At 42.4% G+C, this 18,153-nt stretch carries 23 protein-coding genes; 15 read left to right on the forward strand and 8 right to left on the reverse strand.

Going from position 1 to position 18,153, the window contains the following annotated elements; translation table 11 throughout:
- Positions 1-69 precede the first annotated feature (69 nt).
- The 5 genes from serA to metK all read right to left on the reverse strand — a co-directional run bounded on the left by serA (position 70) and on the right by metK (position 4,458).
- Positions 70-1,299 (reverse strand): phosphoglycerate dehydrogenase, encoded by a 1,230-nt coding sequence (serA, locus tag WDB87_RS06790; protein ID WP_337849419.1) that lies wholly within the window; start codon positions 1,297-1,299, stop codon positions 70-72.
- Between the two features lie 9 nt (positions 1,300-1,308).
- The gene (gene rpiA / locus WDB87_RS06795) at positions 1,309-1,962 is read right to left on the reverse strand and encodes a ribose-5-phosphate isomerase RpiA (protein ID WP_337849420.1); all 654 of its coding nucleotides are present in this window, start codon (positions 1,960-1,962) and stop codon (positions 1,309-1,311) included.
- A gap of 37 nt (positions 1,963-1,999) precedes the next feature.
- Complete coding sequence (locus WDB87_RS06800) at positions 2,000-2,596, reverse strand: 5-formyltetrahydrofolate cyclo-ligase (RefSeq protein WP_286245067.1); 597 nt, start codon at positions 2,594-2,596, stop codon at positions 2,000-2,002.
- Between the two features lie 19 nt (positions 2,597-2,615).
- Positions 2,616-3,158, reverse strand: a complete 543-nt coding sequence (locus WDB87_RS06805) for a hypothetical protein (protein WP_337849421.1) — start codon at positions 3,156-3,158, stop codon at positions 2,616-2,618.
- 148 nt (positions 3,159-3,306) lie between these two features.
- Positions 3,307-4,458 carry a methionine adenosyltransferase gene (gene metK / locus WDB87_RS06810; RefSeq protein ID WP_004586168.1) on the reverse strand — a complete coding sequence of 384 codons (1,152 nt, stop codon included), beginning with the start codon at positions 4,456-4,458 and terminating at the stop codon, positions 3,307-3,309.
- 304 nt (positions 4,459-4,762) lie between these two features.
- On the opposite strand from metK, the gene tkt reads away from it, so the two are divergent.
- From tkt to WDB87_RS06845, 7 genes are all read left to right on the forward strand, one after another.
- Positions 4,763-6,754, forward strand: coding sequence for a transketolase (gene tkt, locus WDB87_RS06815; RefSeq protein ID WP_337849422.1), 1,992 nt, complete (start codon positions 4,763-4,765; stop codon positions 6,752-6,754).
- Positions 6,755-6,993: 239 nt separating this feature from the next.
- Positions 6,994-7,308 (forward strand): pyrimidine/purine nucleoside phosphorylase, encoded by a 315-nt coding sequence (ppnP, locus tag WDB87_RS06820; protein WP_337849423.1) that lies wholly within the window; start codon positions 6,994-6,996, stop codon positions 7,306-7,308.
- A 178-nt stretch (positions 7,309-7,486) separates the two neighbouring features.
- Positions 7,487-7,843 (forward strand): ribosome hibernation-promoting factor, HPF/YfiA family, encoded by a 357-nt coding sequence (gene hpf, locus WDB87_RS06825; RefSeq protein ID WP_024033129.1) that lies wholly within the window; start codon positions 7,487-7,489, stop codon positions 7,841-7,843.
- 142 nt (positions 7,844-7,985) lie between these two features.
- Positions 7,986-9,221: an NRAMP family divalent metal transporter gene (locus WDB87_RS06830; RefSeq protein WP_286245063.1), complete on the forward strand. Its 1,236-nt coding sequence runs from the start codon at positions 7,986-7,988 to the stop codon at positions 9,219-9,221.
- Between the two features lie 101 nt (positions 9,222-9,322).
- Entirely contained in the window at positions 9,323-9,739 is a 417-nt protein-coding gene (locus tag WDB87_RS06835; RefSeq protein WP_337849424.1) for a GNAT family N-acetyltransferase, read from the forward strand.
- A gap of 59 nt (positions 9,740-9,798) precedes the next feature.
- Entirely contained in the window at positions 9,799-9,969 is a 171-nt protein-coding gene (locus WDB87_RS06840) for a hypothetical protein (protein ID WP_286245062.1), read from the forward strand.
- A gap of 333 nt (positions 9,970-10,302) precedes the next feature.
- Positions 10,303-10,488, forward strand: coding sequence for a hypothetical protein (locus tag WDB87_RS06845; protein ID WP_337849425.1), 186 nt, complete (start codon positions 10,303-10,305; stop codon positions 10,486-10,488).
- Between the two features lie 159 nt (positions 10,489-10,647).
- Here WDB87_RS06845 and WDB87_RS06850 read toward each other — a convergent pair whose 3' ends face one another.
- From WDB87_RS06850 to WDB87_RS06860, 3 genes are read right to left on the reverse strand one after another with little or no spacing between them, the layout of a single operon-like run.
- On the reverse strand, positions 10,648-11,835 hold the full coding sequence (locus tag WDB87_RS06850) for a vWA domain-containing protein (RefSeq protein ID WP_337849426.1): 1,188 nt from the start codon (positions 11,833-11,835) through the stop codon (positions 10,648-10,650).
- A 1-nt stretch (position 11,836) separates the two neighbouring features.
- The gene (locus WDB87_RS06855; protein ID WP_004586178.1) at positions 11,837-12,685 is read right to left on the reverse strand and encodes an AAA family ATPase; all 849 of its coding nucleotides are present in this window, start codon (positions 12,683-12,685) and stop codon (positions 11,837-11,839) included.
- 52 nt (positions 12,686-12,737) lie between these two features.
- Positions 12,738-12,977 carry a DUF1653 domain-containing protein gene (locus WDB87_RS06860; RefSeq protein WP_337849427.1) on the reverse strand — a complete coding sequence of 80 codons (240 nt, stop codon included), beginning with the start codon at positions 12,975-12,977 and terminating at the stop codon, positions 12,738-12,740.
- Between the two features lie 60 nt (positions 12,978-13,037).
- Here WDB87_RS06860 and WDB87_RS06865 point away from each other — a divergent pair, with 60 nt between their 5' ends.
- The 8 genes from WDB87_RS06865 to WDB87_RS06900 all read left to right on the forward strand — a co-directional run bounded on the left by WDB87_RS06865 (position 13,038) and on the right by WDB87_RS06900 (position 18,144).
- A complete protein-coding gene (locus WDB87_RS06865) occupies positions 13,038-13,517 on the forward strand; it encodes a DUF2947 domain-containing protein (RefSeq protein WP_089348437.1) in 480 nt (159 codons plus the stop codon).
- A 75-nt stretch (positions 13,518-13,592) separates the two neighbouring features.
- A complete protein-coding gene (locus WDB87_RS06870; RefSeq protein ID WP_286245058.1) occupies positions 13,593-14,222 on the forward strand; it encodes a hypothetical protein in 630 nt (209 codons plus the stop codon).
- Between the two features lie 30 nt (positions 14,223-14,252).
- The gene (ftsB, locus tag WDB87_RS06875; protein ID WP_286245057.1) at positions 14,253-14,540 is read left to right on the forward strand and encodes a cell division protein FtsB; all 288 of its coding nucleotides are present in this window, start codon (positions 14,253-14,255) and stop codon (positions 14,538-14,540) included.
- On the forward strand, positions 14,530-15,231 hold the full coding sequence (ispD, locus tag WDB87_RS06880) for a 2-C-methyl-D-erythritol 4-phosphate cytidylyltransferase (protein ID WP_286245056.1): 702 nt from the start codon (positions 14,530-14,532) through the stop codon (positions 15,229-15,231). The genes ftsB and ispD overlap by 11 nt, the downstream gene beginning before the upstream one ends.
- Entirely contained in the window at positions 15,228-15,725 is a 498-nt protein-coding gene (gene ispF / locus WDB87_RS06885) for a 2-C-methyl-D-erythritol 2,4-cyclodiphosphate synthase (RefSeq protein WP_286245055.1), read from the forward strand. The genes ispD and ispF overlap by 4 nt, the downstream gene beginning before the upstream one ends.
- On the forward strand, positions 15,722-16,768 hold the full coding sequence (truD, locus tag WDB87_RS06890) for a tRNA pseudouridine(13) synthase TruD (RefSeq protein ID WP_337849428.1): 1,047 nt from the start codon (positions 15,722-15,724) through the stop codon (positions 16,766-16,768). The genes ispF and truD overlap by 4 nt, the downstream gene beginning before the upstream one ends.
- Positions 16,752-17,516, forward strand: coding sequence for a 5'/3'-nucleotidase SurE (surE, locus tag WDB87_RS06895; protein WP_337849429.1), 765 nt, complete (start codon positions 16,752-16,754; stop codon positions 17,514-17,516). The genes truD and surE overlap by 17 nt, the downstream gene beginning before the upstream one ends.
- Positions 17,506-18,144, forward strand: a complete 639-nt coding sequence (locus WDB87_RS06900; RefSeq protein ID WP_337849430.1) for a protein-L-isoaspartate(D-aspartate) O-methyltransferase — start codon at positions 17,506-17,508, stop codon at positions 18,142-18,144. Before surE ends, WDB87_RS06900 begins: the two co-directional genes overlap by 11 nt.
- Positions 18,145-18,153 lie beyond the last annotated feature (9 nt).

Here is an 18,153-nt window from a genome sequence, read left to right on the forward strand (position 1 = left end):
CCAGCTTAATGCAAAAAAGCCGTACTTGATTAATCAAGTACGGCTTTTATTATTTCAGCTGGTAGCAGCTTAGTGAAGAATACGCGCTCTAATTGTCCCTTCTACTGCGCTTAGCTCTTTAAGAGCAACTTCTGACTGATCGGTATCTACGTCAATAACTACATAACCAATTGATTCATCAGTTTGTAAGTACTGAGCGGCAATGTTAATACCGTGCTGGGCAAACGCTTGGTTAATTTGCGTAAGTACACCTGGGCGGTTGTGGTGCACGTGTAATAAACGGCTACGATTAGCAAGCTCTGGTAGCGAAACCTCAGGGAAGTTAACAGCGGTAATAGTTGAGCCATTATCTGAGTATTTAGCTAATTTACCGGCTACTTCAATACCAATGTTTTCTTGCGCTTCTTGGGTAGAACCACCAATGTGCGGCGTTAAAATAACGTTGTCGAATTCACGCAGTGGCGATACAAATTCTTCTTCGTTAGATTTTGGCTCAATAGGGAATACATCAATAGCAGCGCCGCTTAGCTTTTTCTCGCTAAGTGCTTCGGCAAGTGCATCAATATCTACCACAGTACCGCGTGAAGCGTTAATTAGTATTGAGCCTTGTTTCATTACTGCAAGTTCAGCCGTGCCAATCAGGTTTTTAGTTTGCGGTGTTTCTGGAACGTGTAAGCTAATAATATCAGCGCGCTGTAATAGCTGTGTTAGGTTATGAATTTGTGTTGCATTACCTAAAGATAGCTTATCTTCAATGTCGTAATATTCCACAGTCATCCCAATGTTTTCAGCCATAATACCTAGCTGCGTACCAATGTGGCCGTAACCAATAATCCCAAGCGTTTTACCGCGCGCTTCAAACGAGCCGGTTGCTGTTTTTAACCAGCCGCCACGGTGCGCTGCTGCATTACGCTGTGGAATACCACGTAATAGTAATAGTATTTCGCCAAGTACAAGCTCAGCTACAGAGCGCGTGTTTGAAAACGGTGCGTTAAATACCGCAATACCGCGCTCGCGCGCTGCGTTTAAGTCAACTTGGTTAGTACCAATACAAAAACAACCAATTGCTACTAGCTTTTCAGCCGACTCTAATACAGCTTGGTTAATATGAGTACGAGAACGAAGTCCTACAAAGTGCACATCTTTAATGCGTTCTTTTAGCTCGTCCTCAGGTAAGGATGTTTTTACGTAGTCGATGTTGCTGTAACCATTACGTTTAAGCGTTTCTACTGCGCTTTGGTGAACACCTTCAAGCAAGAGAATTTTAATTTTGTCTTTTGCTAACGATACCTTACTCATAACCTCATCCTATTTAATTTGTGGCCCATTTTTAGTGCCGATAATGACTTTATCAGCGCCGCGCATTGCAAATAGGCCGTTGGTAACTACGCCAACAATTGAATTAATTTGTGTTTCAAGTTGCTTGGCATTACTAATACTTAAATTGTGTACATCTAAAATAACGTTACCGTTATCGGTTACTACGCCTTGGCGGTACACAGGGTCGCCACCAAGTTTTAATAATTCACGTGCAACGTAGCTGCGTGCCATTGGTATAACTTCTACCGGAAGTGGGAAGTCGCCCAATGTATCTACTAATTTTGTGTCATCAACAATACACACAAACTGTTTTGCAACGGCTGCGACTATTTTTTCGCGGGTAAGTGCTGCGCCGCCGCCTTTGATCATTTCGTTTTGGGCATTAATTTCATCTGCGCCATCTACATAAACATCAAGCGCATCTACATCGTTTAGTTCAAATACTTCAATACCTAACGCTTGTAGGCGCGCTGTTGAAGCTTCAGAGCTTGATACCGCACCTGTTATGGTGTCTTTTACTGTGCCTAGGGCATCAATAAAATGATTTACAGTAGAGCCTGTGCCTACACCAACAATGGTGTTTTCTTTTACAAACTCGAGTGCAGCCCACGCAGCTGCCTTTTTTAATTCGTCTTGCGTCATTGTTATGCTCATATATCAAATGTGTAGTGGGTATTTATTACCAGTGATAAATTTTATCGGGAGTAATAATGGTTTTAAGTGGTACATCCCACGATTCAATTGGCAGTGCATCTACTTTTTGGCAGTTATGTGCTAAGCCAATAAGTTGCGGTTTTTGCCAATTATATGCGTGTAATTGCGCCAGTGTTTTATCATAAAATCCCCCCCCCATTCCTAATCGGTTACCTTGGTTATCAAATGCAACAAGTGGCATCAGTAGGTAATCTAAATCAGATAATGGGCATATTTGAGAGCAGTTCAGCTTAGGCTCCAAGATACCATAGCGATTTGCCCTCATGGGTGAGTTTTTTTCATAGCGTTGAAACAGCAAAGTAGACCCGTTAAATGGGTGTATGACGGGTAAGTAAAGGGTATGGTCTTGTTGCCATAACTCATTAATTAACAATGAAGTATCCAGTTCTCCATCGTTACTAAAGTAAATGGCTATCTGTTTTTTTGAAGCTGTTTTATCGCTGTTTAGCTGTTGAGTAAAATTCAACTTTAGCTGTGCAGCGGCTTTTTCTTGCTGTTTTTTTGATAGATTATTGCGTAATTGGCGAATAGATTGGCGTATGTGTGTACGTTTATTGCTCATTGTAATTACGCACCTTCGATTAAATAGACACTAAATCAGGAAAAGCTAAGTAAACAGCAAGCACAATCAGTAGTAAAACGGCGGTGGCAATCAGTGAATATAATAAAGTATTGCTACGCGTTTTTACAGGTTCATCGAGCTGCTCGTCGAGCATTAGATCATCTTCTTGCCACTCATCGCTTTCGTCTGTAGGGGTTTTTAGCTCATTGATTGGGAGCCTTTGCTCTAGCTCTTCTAGCTTTTCTTCTAGGCGGATCAGGCTGCTTGTTATGTAGTCAAGGGCATCAAAAATCCGTTCGTCGCGCTGACTAGCTGCACTAGGGCTTTGAGGAGGCTGCTCACCAGTGGCTTGTAATTTACTTTTAATGCCGAGGCTTGCGAGTAATTTGGCTTGCTTTAGGGCTTTGTCTTTATTATTAGGTGCAAAGAGTGGTTTGCCGTTAAAAAACTGAGTTACTTTATCTTCAGACGTTTTTAGTTTATTTGCTAAATTAACGCAGGCTGTTTTAGCCTCAGTGCCCTCAGCGAGCCCTACAAACATAACGCGAAAATTATTGGCCATTTACTTATCCCTTAAGCTTTTATTATGCAAAGAGTATATACCTAAAACAGTAAGTAATTCGAGGGCTCGCTAAAACTCATTATTAACTTTTGTTTTAGATATAAAAACGGCCCTTAAAAGGGCCGTTTATTATTTAATTCGTTTTGGCTTAAAGGCCAGCAGCTGCGCGAAGTGCGTCTGCTTTATCTGTACGCTCCCAAGGGAATTCATCACGACCAAAGTGGCCGTAAGCCGCTGTTGGTTGGTAAATTGGGCGCTCTAAGTCAAGCATTTGAATTAAGCCGTAAGGGCGTAGGTCAAAGTGCTCGCGAATTAGCTCGATTAAACGACCTTCTTCAAGCTTGCTTGTACCAAAGGTTTCAACGCTGATAGAGGTAGGCTCTGCAACACCAATTGCGTAAGACACTTGTAATTCACACTTATCAGCAAGGCCAGCAGCCACTACGTTTTTAGCTACGTAGCGTGCAGCGTATGCAGCTGAGCGGTCAACTTTTGATGGATCTTTACCAGAGAAAGCACCACCACCGTGACGTGCCATACCACCGTATGTATCTACGATGATTTTACGACCTGTTAAACCACAGTCACCCATTGGTCCGCCAATTACAAAACGACCCGTTGGGTTAATGAAAAATTTAGTGGCGCTAGTAATAAGCTCGGCAGGAAGTACCGGCTTAATGATGGTTTCCATCACGGCTTCTACTAAATCATTTTGCGAAATTTCTTCAGCGTGCTGAGTAGAAAGTACAACTGCATCAATACCTACTGGCTTGCCATTTTCGTATGCAAACGTTACTTGAGATTTTGCATCTGGGCGTAACCAGTTAAGTTCGCCGCTTTTACGTACTTGCGCTTGGCGCTGTACTAAACGGTGTGAGTAAGTTATTGGTGCAGGCATAAGTACTTCTGTTTCGTTACATGCGTAACCAAACATTAAGCCTTGGTCGCCAGCGCCTTGTTCTTCTGGGCTAGTACGGTCAACACCTTGGTTTATATCAGGAGACTGCTTACCAATTGTGTTTAAAATAGCACATGAGTCTGCATCGAAACCCATGTCTGAATGCGTGTAGCCGATTTCACGTACTGTTTTACGTGTAATTTCTTCAATATCAACCCATGCGCTAGTAGTGATTTCACCACCAACCATAACCATACCGGTTTTTACGTAAGTTTCGCACGCAACACGGGCATGAGAGTCTTGCTCTAGGATAGCATCAAGTACCGCATCAGAGATTTGATCGGCGATTTTATCCGGATGACCTTCAGAAACAGATTCAGAAGTAAATAAATGTTTTGCCATTGTATTTCTGCTCACAAATATTGCGCTTCACAAACGTCGGTATTAGCGCTAAAAAATTAAGGGGCGTATTTTATCTAAAACAAAACACCTTGCATAGTGTTTTTACGCCTAGACGTCTAAATAAAATGAGTAATAACTTTTTGGTCTTAAAAAATATTCATAATAGCCCATTTTTATGGGGTTTTTAATTGCACACTGCACCCACATTAAGTAAGAATGGTTGCTATAACAGCTCTTAAGTTACTTAAGGGTATTAACGAACACATAAGTACCCGCGCAAATACACATAAAGGTAGGAGAATTCATGCCATCTCGCAAAGAACTTGCAAATGCTATTCGCGTCTTGTCAATGGACGCAGTACAAAAGGCCAAATCTGGCCACCCTGGAGCCCCTATGGGCATGGCCGATATCGCAGAAGTATTATGGCGCGATTATCTAAAGCACAATCCAACTAATCCAGAGTGGGCTGACCGTGACAGATTTATTCTTTCAAACGGCCACGGTTCAATGCTTATCTATTCTCTATTGCACCTAACTGGTTACGACTTACCACTTGATGAAATTAAAAACTTCCGTCAAATGCATTCTAAAACACCAGGCCACCCAGAGTACGGTTATGCACCAGGAGTTGAAACTACTACGGGCCCGCTAGGTCAGGGGATCACAAACGCGGTAGGTATGGCAATTGCTGAAAAAGCGCTTGCTGCACAATTTAACCGTGAAGGCCACGACATTGTTGATCACTACACCTATGCATTTATGGGTGATGGTTGTTTAATGGAAGGTATTTCTCATGAAGCATGTTCACTTGCTGGCACATTAGGCCTTGGTAAATTAGTGGCTTTTTGGGATGACAACGGCATTTCAATCGACGGTGAAGTAGAAGGTTGGTTTAGCGACGATACACCAGCACGTTTTAAAGCCTACGGCTGGCATGTAATAAGTGACGTTGATGGCCACGACAGTGATGCGGTTAGTGCTGCAATAGCAGAGGCTCAAAGTGTTACCGACAAACCATCACTAATTTGTTGTAAAACAGTGATAGGTTACGGCTCACCTAATAAATCAGGTAGCCACGACTGTCACGGCGCACCATTAGGTGATGACGAAATTAAAGCGTCTCGCGAATTTTTAGGCTGGTCTGGCGATGCATTCGAAATTCCTGCTGATATTTACGCACAGTGGGATAGCAAAGAAAAAGGCCAACAGCTTGAGTCTAGCTGGGACGAAAAATTTGCAGCATACGCAAAGGCATTCCCAGAGCTTGCAGCAGAGTATAAGCGCCGTATTAATAACGAGCTTCCAGGCGATTGGGCTGAAAAATCTCAAGCATACATAGAGCAACTACAAGCAAACCCTGCCAACCCTGCATCACGTAAAGCGTCGCAAAATGCATTAAACGCATTTGGCCCGTTATTACCAGAATTCATGGGTGGCTCAGCCGATTTGGCTGGCTCAAACTTAACAATTTGGGATGGCTCAAAAGGGCTAACTGCAGATGATGCAAGCGGTAACTACGTTTACTACGGTGTACGCGAATTTGGTATGTCGGCCATTATGAATGGTATTGCCCTTCATAAAGGCTTTATTCCTTATGGTGCAACGTTCTTAATGTTTGTTGAGTACGCAAAAAATGCGGTACGTATGGCTGCACTAATGAAGCAACCAAGCATTTTTGTATACACTCACGATTCAATCGGCCTAGGTGAAGACGGCCCAACTCACCAACCGGTAGAGCAAATTGCTAGCATGCGTTTAACGCCAAACTTATACAACTGGCGCCCGTGTGACCAAGTTGAGTCGGCAATTGCATGGCAACAAGCTATTGAGCGTAAAGACGGCCCTACATCGCTTATCTTTACTCGCCAAGGCCTTGAGCAACAAGCACGTGACGCACAGCAATTAGCAGATGTTAAAAAGGGTGGTTACATCCTTAGCTGTGACGGCAACCCAGAGCTAATTATTATTGCAACAGGTTCTGAAGTGCAACTAGCACAAGATTCAGCAGCGGAGCTTCGCAGCCAAGGTAAAAAGGTACGTGTTGTATCTATGCCATGTACTGATGTATTTGAAGAGCAAAGCGCACAGTACAAAGAAAGCGTACTACCGGCAGCCGTTACACGCCGCGTAGCAGTAGAAGCAGGTATTGCTGATTACTGGTATAAGTACGTAGGCCTAAATGGCGCAGTAGTAGGTATGACGACCTTTGGTGAGTCTGCCCCTGCTGGCGAGCTGTTTGAGTTCTTTGGCTTTACAGTAGAAAACATTGTAAATAAAGCAAACGCATTGTTTTAATCAATTGCTTTAATATTTAAAAGCCCGCCCTGTGTAAAACAGGGCGGGCTTTTTTATTTGCTGATTGAGTTGAAGCGGTGTAGTTACCTCAAGCCGCAAGAATCGCACTGCTTGTAATCAGTGGTACTTTTTAAGCTTCAATTTCAGATGAGTAATTTTCACAGCGCTTTTCTTGCAAGGTTATGACCTATCAGGCAAGGTGGTGGCCGATTAAATAAAATAATACAGCAGGAGTGAGGATGTCTCAGTTTGAAAATGTAAGCGTAATTAAAAAAGCCAATGTATATTTTGACGGTAAAGTATCGAGCCGTACCGTGGTATTTAACGATGGCACAACCAAAACATTAGGTTTTATGCAGCCAGGTGAATTTGTATTTGATACAAGTAAAAAAGAACTCATGGAGCTGTTAGGCGGCCAGTGGGATATTTTATTACCTGGCGATAGTGAGTGGAAAACATTTATCGCGGGCGAATCATTCAACGTAGATGCTAACGTAAGCTTTAAAGTAAAAGTGAGTGATTTTGCTGACTATTGCTGTTCGTACACAGACTAAACGCTAAAGGCTAGACGTCTGAAAGCCCATACCCTATGGGCTTTGCATAAAGTTTGCACAACTTATAATCTAAATCAGTTTAAGTAACAAATTATTTTCAAAAATCAGTGCTTTTTCCTTGTGTTAATCTAAATAGCCCCCAATACTATTTATGAGGTAACAAATAAAAGGATACCCTATGAAAATTAATCTTTCTGGTCACCATGTAGACGTTACTAACTCTATTAGAGAGCATATCAACGAAAAGTTTTCAAAAATCGAGAGCCACTTTCCATCACTTATCGCACTCGACATTATATTGTCTAAAGAGCATCATAAAATCCAAGCAGAAATTAGCACAAATTACGAAGGTGCGCGTATATCGGTAAAAGGGGAAAACGAAGTTATGTACCCAGCAATTGCAAGCGCAGCTAAAAAACTCGATGCAGCACTAAAGCATCGAAAAGGGCAAATAAAAGCAAATTTACACGAAAAGCCTGTAAGCACAACACCAGAAATAGCACACGAGATCATCCAAGAGATGGAGCTAAAGTAAGCTTTAGTCCCAAAGTACTATAAAAAAGAGCCTTATGGCTCTTTTTTATTGCCTGTAATTTAGGTAAGTTATGCAGCCTTCAGTGTTATTAATTATAAAAGTTAATAACCAGAACGAATAACACACATAATTTGAGAAATTAATGCAGCATACACACACATCTTGGAAAGCTCGGTTGGGCGCATTAGGCCCCGGTATCTTAATGGCAACCGCCGCAATTGGCGGCTCTCACTTAGTTGCATCTACTCAAGCTGGCGCGCTATTTGGCTGGCAATTGTTTTGGCTAATTCTCGTTGTTAACGTATTAAAGTATCCTTTTTTTCGCTTTGGTATGGAATACACCTTGGCAACCAAAAACAGTTTAGTAGAAGGCTATAAAAATAAAGGGCCTGTCTATTTTTATAGTTTTATTGGCTTAAATATACTTGCCGCCATAGTTAATACCGCAGGGGTGTTATTACTGACTGCAAGTTTGCTGCATTATGCGCTGCCAATAGTGATAGAAGTTACGCTACTGTGTTGGATATTGCTCGGTGTGTGTTTAGCTATTTTATTGTTAGGGCACTTTAAAGCGCTCGACAGCGTGGCCAAAGGCATAATGGGGTTATTAACCTTAGCTACTGTTATTGCGCTGGTTATTGCATTTAGTAACGGCCCAATGGCGCCTGCTGACTATGTGGGTCCATCACCTTACGAGTTGGCTATGCTGAGTTTTATGGTCGCGTTAATGGGTTGGATGCCAGCACCCATTGAAATTTCAGCGCTTAGCTCTTTATGGCTAAAAGAAAAACAAACTCAGCAAACAGTGTCTAAAAGCCAAGGTTTGTTCGATTTTAACGTAGGCTACTGGTTAACAGCGTGCTTAGCATTAGTGTTCTTTAGTTTAGGCGTGTTGGTGCAATACGGGCAAAGCAGCAATATTGAGCTTGGCGGTGTAGCCTTTGCTAAACAACTTATTGATATGTACGCACTGACTATTGGCGAGTGGGCAAGGCCGCTTGTATCAGCCATTGCTTTTTTATGTATGTTTGGTACCACACTTACCGTGCTTGACGGCTACGCCCGCACACTTAACGAGTCGCACAAATTACTTGGCTTTAAGCAATCAAAACATAGCTTAAATGTTTGGCTTGTACTGCAAGCACTTGCAGGCATGGCCGTAATTTTATTTTTTAAATCAGCCCTTGGCCCCATGCTTACCTTTGCCATGACACTGGCCTTTGTAACCACCCCCGTTTTTGCATGGCTTAACTTTAGCCTTGTACGCTCAGAGCCTGCTATAAAGCACAGCCTGCTATTACGCAGCTTAACGTGGTTAGGCTTAGTGTACTTGGTTGGTTTTGCTGTTGCGTTTGTAGTGTGGAAATTAGCTGCATAGATTAAATTGACAGTTGGTAAGGAAGCTTCCGTTCCCTTACTAAATTTGAAGACGTGTATTCGCACAGCTGGGTGGCGCTTTAAAAGTAATTAAGGATAATTATGGCTTATAAAGTTGAACTTAAAGCCCCAACACTGGATGAATTTGCTAATTTACGCACACAAGTAAAATGGCAAAATCCCGACGATGAAATTTTAAAAGCAAGCATCGAAAACTCACTTTTTTGGATCACTGTATACGACACTGATAAGTTGATAGGCACTGGGAGAGTAATTGGTGATGGCGCAATGTATTTTTATATTCAAGATATAATTGTTGCGCCTAGTTATCAAAAACAAGGTATTGGTCGTTTAGTAATGACCCACATTGAAAACTACTTAACCAACACTTGTGCTAATGGCGCTACAGTAGGTTTATTAAGTGCTCATGGTAAAGAAAGCTTTTATACACATTATGGTTACGTAAAACGCGATGGCGATGTTTTAGGGCTAGGAATGTGTAAGTTTATTAGCAAGTAATAATAAATATTGCTGCATGATATCAAGATTATTAAGATAGCTTTTAGAGGTGTGGCGTAATGAGCAAACGTGATTTATTTTCAGAATTAACTACAGCACTTGATGATGCTAAAGCGCATTCACAAGGTGTACTAATGTTACAGATTCAAATAGTAAATGAGCTTGCCATTTCAACCGATGAAATAGTGAGTATTCTAGAATACATAAGCAAGAACGCTCGAAAATTGTGAGCAAGGGCGTAGCGCACCGAATGGGTAAGCAATTACATTACTAAAGCTTGTGCAACATCATCCTGAGATGCTAAACCATATAGCTAAGTTGTAATTCCCCTTGGATTATTTATTTTAAAAGACAAAAAGAAAGACGCGATCTATTGCCTTACTGTGGCTGCTGAGAGCGATGACTGGACACTGAAAAAAGTTAAATTTATTCCTGCGTTTTGAGTAGAAATCTAATTTTGCCTAATAACATTATTAAACGCCGTTTTGGTATGTTATGAACCACTAAAATGGTGTTCAATAAGCTGTTAGTAATACACGAATATTTCGCATATGGAGTTGCCAATGAATAACGAAACAAATAACCCTAGCATTCAAGAAGGTGTTGAGCCAAAAGACCTAATTAAAATTCAAACTGAAGTCGGTTTAATTGAATCAATGTTTCAGTCGAAGACGCTCACAGCTATAGTCATCATTGCAATTATTTTGCTGGGTGGCTTTTTCATGTTCTTGTCCAAGGTGACAGGTTAGCCGTAACAGAATGTATTGCTAACAAGCATCTAAATCCGACATTGCCAGCTGCCACACTTTTAGCAAACAACGCAAAAATCCCGCCAGTGCAAGGCGTATTAGGCGGGCGTTCGTTATCACTGTTTGCAATTGGCACTGAGCTGTTATTGATATTAATATCTAACTCAGCTCTTTTATTGCGCTACTTATTCCATCTAAACTCAGCGGGTACATTCTGTTATTCATCAGCTGCTTTATAAAATCAATTGATTGATAGTACGGCCAGTGTTCAACCGGTTGTGGATTGAGCCATGCGACTTTATCAAAGTGGTTGGTTATACGTTGCAACCAAGCACTGCCGGGCTCTTCGTTGTAATGCTCTACCGAGCCGCCCGGGTAGGCTATTTCGTAAGGACCCATAGTGGCATCGCCAACAAATATTACTTTATAGTCGCTGGTAAATTTATTAATCAGCGTCATGGTGTCGATGATGTTTGAATGGCGGCGCGCGTTGTCTTGCCAAACGTGCTCGTATAAACAGTTATGAAAGTAGTAAAACTCTAAATGTTTGAACTCGCTGTGGGCTGCGCTAAACAGCTCTTCGCAGGTATGAATGTAGTCATCCATTGAGCCGCCAATATCAAACAGCATTAATACTTTTACGGCATTGTGGCGCTCGGGTGCCATTTTTACATCTAACATGCCGCCTTGTTTGGCGGTTGCACGAATAGTCTCGTTTAAATCAAGGGTATCGCTTGCGCCAGTGCGGGCAAATTTACGTAGCTTTTTAAGGGCGAGCTTTATTGTACGTGAGCCAATTTCTCTGTCGGAGTCTAAATTGCGGTATTCGCGTTTATCCCACACTTTTACCGCTTGGCGATGTCGGTTACCATCTTGCCCTATACGCACGCCTTCAGGGTTATAGCCATACGCTCCAAAAGGTGATGTACCACCAGTGCCCACCCATTTATTGCCACCTGCGTGGCGTTTTTGTTGCTCTTGTAAACGCTCTTTTAGGGTTTTCATAAGCTCGTCAAGCCCACCCATGGCTTTTAGCTGGGCTTTTTCTTCATCGCTTAGGTGTTTTTCAAACTCTTTGCGTAGCCAATCTTCAGGTAAGTTGTGTTGTTGCTTTAAGCTCTCGAGCAGGTCTAAGTCGGCAATACCGCTAAAGTAGTCGCTAAAGGCTTTATCAAACCTGTCAAAATGGGTTTCGTCTTTTACCATTATGGTGCGTGCTAAATGGTAAAAGGCGTCTACATCGGCAAATATAACGCCTTTTTTTAAGGCGTTAATTAAATCGAGCAGCTCGCGCAGGCTTACCGGTAAGCGGTATTCACGCAGTTTGAAAAAAAACTGTACTAACATGTTAGCGACGGCTCATAAACGCGAGTTTTTCGATTAGGCTGATGTCTTGCTCGTTTTTAAGTAAAGCGCCAAACATTGGCATTAATCCGCCTTTTTGCGCTTTGTCGTGCAGTGTTTTTGCGTCTATGTCTTCAGCCATTAAAAGCTTTAACCAATCGAGTAACTCACTGGTAGAGGGCTTCTTTTTAAGGCCGTTGGCTTCACGTAAGTTAAAAAATACTTCGAGTGCTTGGCGTACTAAATCTTGTTTAACATTAGGGTAGTGTACATCAACAATTTGCTGCATTTCCTCGCTGCTAGGAAAATCAATATAGTGAAAAAAGCAACGGCGTAAAAAGGCATCTGGCAATTCTTTTTCATTGTTTGAAGTGATGATCACAATAGGGCGCTCTTTGGCTACAATGCGCTCGTTGGTTTCGTAAACGTGAAACTCCATTTTATCAAGCTCAAGTAGTAAATCGTTTGGAAACTCGATGTCGGCTTTGTCTATTTCATCAATTAAAAGTACAGGGCGTTTGCCGTTAAGCTCGGCATAGTTAAATGCTTGCCACAATTTACCTTTAACAATGTAATTGCCAATGTTGTGTACGCGTTCATCACCTAATTGGCTATCGCGTAGGCGCGATACGGCATCGTATTCGTATAAACCTTGTTGCGCTTTGGTGGTTGATTTAATGTGCCACTGAATAAGTTCGGTATCTAAGCTTTTGGCAAGCTCCTCAGCCAGCATGGTTTTACCCGTGCCTGGTTCACCTTTAATTAAGAGTGGTTTTTCGAGCATAATGGCGGCATTTACAGCCTGTTTTAGTGAGCTGCTTGCGATGTAATTGTCGGTAGAATTAAATTGCACGGGTTACCCTTATCTGGTCTGAGCAGTATTGAATGGGTTTATAATGCCATAGTTAATCTATAGGTCCAAGGTAAGCAAAACGAGGTATGGTTTCGTCATCTTTTTCAACGGTTTCTGTAAACATACTTAGTGGGCGTGCCCACATGCCGTACTCGCCATAAAGGGCTTGGTATATAACTAGTTGCTCGTCGGTTTCGCTGTGTGTAGCTACGTAAAATACTTTGTATTGCGGCCCTTTGTAGTGTTGGTATATGCCTGGTTTGAGGGAAAGTGGTTTTATTGCTGTAGTCATGTTTTGATCTCTTGTATAATTGCGTTTGCTTTTTATTATGCCAAAGAATACACCAACACTATGAATTATATTTCTCTCGATGATCACAAAAAAGCCTGGGTTTTTCGTCATAAAGATATACCAGTATCTGATGAAGACGCTGCGCGCATAAAACCTATGACCAGCGAACGTGCTGCGGTACTTTGGAGCACAATGGTAAGCCGTGAGTTTGATCACCCCGATTTTTTTGATAAAACCGATTGGTGTGGCAAAGAAGAAAGCTTTAGCGACGAAGTAAACTGGGAAGACGCCTGGGAAAACGGCGATGAAAGCCTACCGCACGCTATTTTAGAGCATTTAGATTGGCAGGCTAACACCACGGTTTATTTTTGTATGGCGCGCGATAACGTTATCGAAACCACCTTTGATGTATTTAAACGCAATTGGCAAAACTTTATGTTTTTAGCCGATGGCAGTTTATTAATTGGTAAAAAGCGCAATACGGTAGTGCAGTTTTTAGAAACGGGCATTGCTAAGTTAGGTGAAAAACCAAGCGCTTAAATTGTAGTGTGTGCTTAAAAAATAATCGTCGGTGTGCTATAAAACAGCTACCTATTCGTTTTTTGAGTATAACTATTGGTCGCGAAAAATCAGCCACTTGCAGCTCAGCAGCAAGAAATATGGCAAAGTGATGCGCAAAAGGTGTTGTATGCACAATTGTGTAATGCGTTTTATCAGCGTGAGGTGCAGCGCCTAGTTGCTGAGCCTAATGCCGATAAACTTCGTCGCCAATTAAAAAGTTTACCGTATTACATAGAGCGCGCGGCCACATTGGTTGCTAATGGTAGCTCGCCTTTTACGCTTGATTCGCAAAATGGCTCATGGCTTGAAAAACAAAAGCCAACGCCACCAGAAGTTAACGCTCAAGCAAATGAACTTTTTTATCAAACATATGCCAAAGTGGGGCTAATAGTGCCGGTGTTAATAAATAGCCATGACCAAGTGAGGCTAAGAATAGACAGCATAGATCAAGTAAGCGACAATAAATTGCATTGCAATGAACTTGGCTGGTTTGATTTTTTTGGTAAGGGTCTAGAGCATGCAAATGCGCAGTTGGTAAAACCCAGTAAAATGAGTTTAACAGCGGCGTGTTGCGGGCATCAGTGGCAATTTTCAAAACGCTGCGCACCTAGGCTGCTTTCACTTAGAGAAATGCTATTAGCGGGTAATATTAATTGGCGTAATATAAAACGCCCACGAGCCTAATTTTATTTAAAAACGAATAGGGAGTGTTAAATGCGTTTTTTTCAGCTTGGCCTGTTGTGCTTAGCACTGTTTATACAATACCGACTTTGGTTTGGTCATAACGGTGTGCAAGACTATACGCGTTTAAAAGCGGCCGTTGCTTCTCATCAACAAACGAACGAAAAACTAATTAAGCGTAATAAAGTGCTTACCGCCGACATAGAAGATTTAAAGCTTGGTCAAGAAGGCATAGAAGAGCGCGCTCGTAACGAATTAGGAATGATTAAACCGGATGAAACATTTATACGTGTTTTACCGGGTAAACAACATGAAAACTAACACTACCATTGCTGCTATTGTACCCGCTGCCGGCGTGGGGAGCAGAATGCAGCACAATGCTCCAAAGCAGTATATTAAATTGGCAGGAAAAACTATTTTAGAGCACACGCTTTATAAGCTTTCGCAATTACAAAGTTTAAGCAAAATAGTGGTCGCCGTGAGCCAAACCGATCCTTACTTTGACACGCTTCCATGTATAGACTCTCGCATTTTACGTGCTAACGGCGGACAAGAACGTGCTGATTCAGTGCTTAATAGCTTATTATTTTTAGAAAATAACCCGCCTGAATGGGTGCTGGTGCACGACGCAGCCCGTCCCTTAGTCACTATTAACGATATTGAAACGTTAATGGCGCAGTGTATCAATGATGATGAAGGCGGCATTTTAGCAAGTAAAGTAAAAGACACCATAAAGCGCGGAAACACGCATAGCGAGCAAACGGTTCCTCGTGATGATTTATGGCAAGCGCTTACACCGCAATTTTTTAAATATGCCGAGCTTAAAAATGCGTTGCAGAGCGCGCTTTGTGAGGGCGCAACTATTACCGATGAAGCCAGTGCCATTGAGTGGGCAAATAAACCCGTTAAGCTAATTGCAGGGCGCAGCGACAATATTAAAATAACCACGCCGGAGGATTTAGACCTAGCGGGGTTTTTATTAAACAAACAACAAAACGAGCAAGCATTATGATTCGAATTGGCCATGGTTTTGACGTACACAAATTTGGTGGCGAAGGCCCAATAACAATTTGCGGCGAAAAAATAGATTACCCGCAGGGCTTTTTAGCACACTCAGATGGCGATGTTGCTATTCATGCATTATGCGATGCTATTTTAGGCGCGTTGGCAATGGGCGATATTGGTAAGCATTTTCCGGATACGGCGAGCGAGTATGAAAATATCGACAGCCGTATTTTACTTCGCCATGTTGTAGGCCTTGCTAAAGAGCAAGGTTATGTACTGGGTAATGGCGATGTCACTATTGTGGCGCAAGCTCCTAAAATGTTGCCACACATCCAAGCTATGCGCTCTAATTTAGCCAGCGATTTAAATTGCGAGCTGTCTCAAATAAATGTTAAAGCGACCACCACTGAAAAGCTTGGCTTTGAAGGGCGAAAAGAAGGTATTTCTAGCCATGCAGTGGTTATTATGAGTAAAGCGCTTGAGAGTACAACAAGCGCATGAGCGATTTAAATTACCTATACGGTGCACCACTTTCTAAAGCCGACTTTAAAACCACTGCTGAAGATTTTATGGTTGATGAAGACCTTGGTATAGAATTTACCGGCAGTGGTGAGCATGTATGCTTACAGATCGTTAAAAAAGGTGAAAACACGCAGTACGTGGCCAAGTTAATTGCACAAAAGGCTGGAGTGTCGCCGCGTGAAGTAAGCTATGCCGGCATGAAAGACCGCCACGGCGTGTGTAGCCAATGGTTTAGCGTAAAAGTTCCCATTAAAAAGCATATTGATTTTAGTGAACTTAATAGCGACAGCATTTTTGTGGTTTCGCAACAGCGCCACGAACGTAAATTACGCACCGGTTGCCACAAAGGAAATCGATTCACTATTACGCTTCGTAATGTAACCCAGCCGCTTGACATTTTATGCCGCATTAATGCCGTACGTGCTGGTGTACCTAACTACTTTGGTGAGCAGCGCTTTGGCCGCGATGGGCATAATTTAGTGATGGCCGAAAAAATGTTTGCCGGCGAACGCATTCGCGATAAAAAACTACGGGGTATTATTATCTCCGCTGCCCGTTCTCATGTATTTAACCAAATAGTGAGCTTACGTGTTAAAGAGCATGGGTTAGCTAAAACCATGCACCGTGAAGTATTTATGCTCAGCGGTAGTAACGCATTTTTTGAAGATGCAATAAGCGATGAAAACATAGCACGTTTAGCCTCTGGCGATATTATGATGTCGGGCCCTATGGTGGGTAAAAGTGAAAAAGGCTTAACTGCTCAAGAAAAAATATGGCTAAAACCATACCAAGCATGGTGTGAGGGCTTAGGCGAATTAGGCCTTAAAAATGAGCGCCGTATGCTGCGCCTCATTCCACAAAATTTAACCATAGAAACACTAGACGAAACGACTTTAAAATTAAGCTTTGGCTTGCCTAAAGGGTGTTTTGCTACCGCACTTTTACGAGAGCTGGTGGATTACACCGATGCAAGCCCTAAAGAGCGAAAAGAAAAGGACAGTCAAAATGAAGATACTGCTTAGTAACGATGACGGTGTAAATGCCAAAGGAATTGCGGTTTTATATCAGGCTCTTACGCAAATTGCCGATGTAACTCTTGTAGCCCCAGATCGTAACTGTAGCGGCGCCAGTAACTCGTTAACATTAATAAATCCACTGCGCTCTACCACGCTTGAAAACGGCTTTATATCGGTTAATGGCACGCCGACGGATTGTGTACATTTAGGGGTTAGTCAATTAGTTGATGAAACGCCTGATTTAGTAGTCGCAGGGATTAATCATGGTGCTAATTTGGGCGATGATACATTATATTCAGGCACCGTGGCAGCGGCGACCGAAGGACGTCATTTAGGCTTGCCTGCTATTGCCGTGTCGCTTTGCTCGCACCATGGTGAACATTTTGAAACAGCTGCAGCGGTGACTGTTAACATAATTAAAGGCCTTGCTTCGCACCCACTGCCAAAAGATCAAATTATTAATGTAAATGTACCCGATGTTCCTCTAAATGAGCTAAAAGGCGTGCAAGTTACCCGCTTAGGTGCTCGTCATAAAGCCGAAACCATGACCAAACAAACCGACCCTTGGGGACGAGATATTTTTTGGTATGGCTCGCTTGGTATTGAAAGCGATGCCGGTGAGGGCACTGATTTTTACGCTATTAATAATGGCTATGCTTCAGTGACCCCATTAAGTGTTGATATGACAGCAAAAGAAAGCATAAATGCGGTAGGTGAATGGTTAGCCGACATGGAGATAAACCGTGCTGGCTAATTACTCGCGCAGTGCTAATGCGCTTTCTAAGCTTTTAGAGCAAGAAGGCGTAGAAGACAAACAAGTACTAAAAGCTATTGCCGAAACACCACGTCATGCCTTTATTGATGATGTGCTAAAACACAAAGCATACGAAAATACCGCTTTGCCCATTGGACAAGGGCAAACAATTTCACAGCCTTATATTGTGGCTAGAATGACTGAGCTGCTGCATTTAGCAGGTGTGCGCAATAAAGTACTTGAAATTGGTACGGGCTCTGGGTATCAAACCGCGATATTAGCAAAGTGCTTTACCAAAGTGTTTTCGGTTGAACGTATTAAAGCATTGCAATGGCAGGCCAAGCGACGTTTGCATCAACTTGATTTATACAACGTTGCTATGAAGCATGGTGATGGGTGGCAAGGGTGGCACTCGCAAGCCCCGTTTGATGGTATTATTGTCACGGCTGCGGCTTCTAAAGTACCGCAAGATTTACTTGCACAATTAGCTGATGGCGGCGTGCTATTAGCCCCTATTGGCGAGCAGAATCAAAAATTAACTATGGTTATTCGCCAAGGCGATAGCTTCACAGAGCATGTTATTGCACCAGTACGGTTTGTCCCTCTCGTCCCTGGTGATATTGAATAGGAATTCACG

The sequence above is a fragment of the Pseudoalteromonas sp. C12FD-1 genome, from assembly GCF_037414265.1.
Classification (GTDB): domain Bacteria; phylum Pseudomonadota; class Gammaproteobacteria; order Enterobacterales; family Alteromonadaceae; genus Pseudoalteromonas.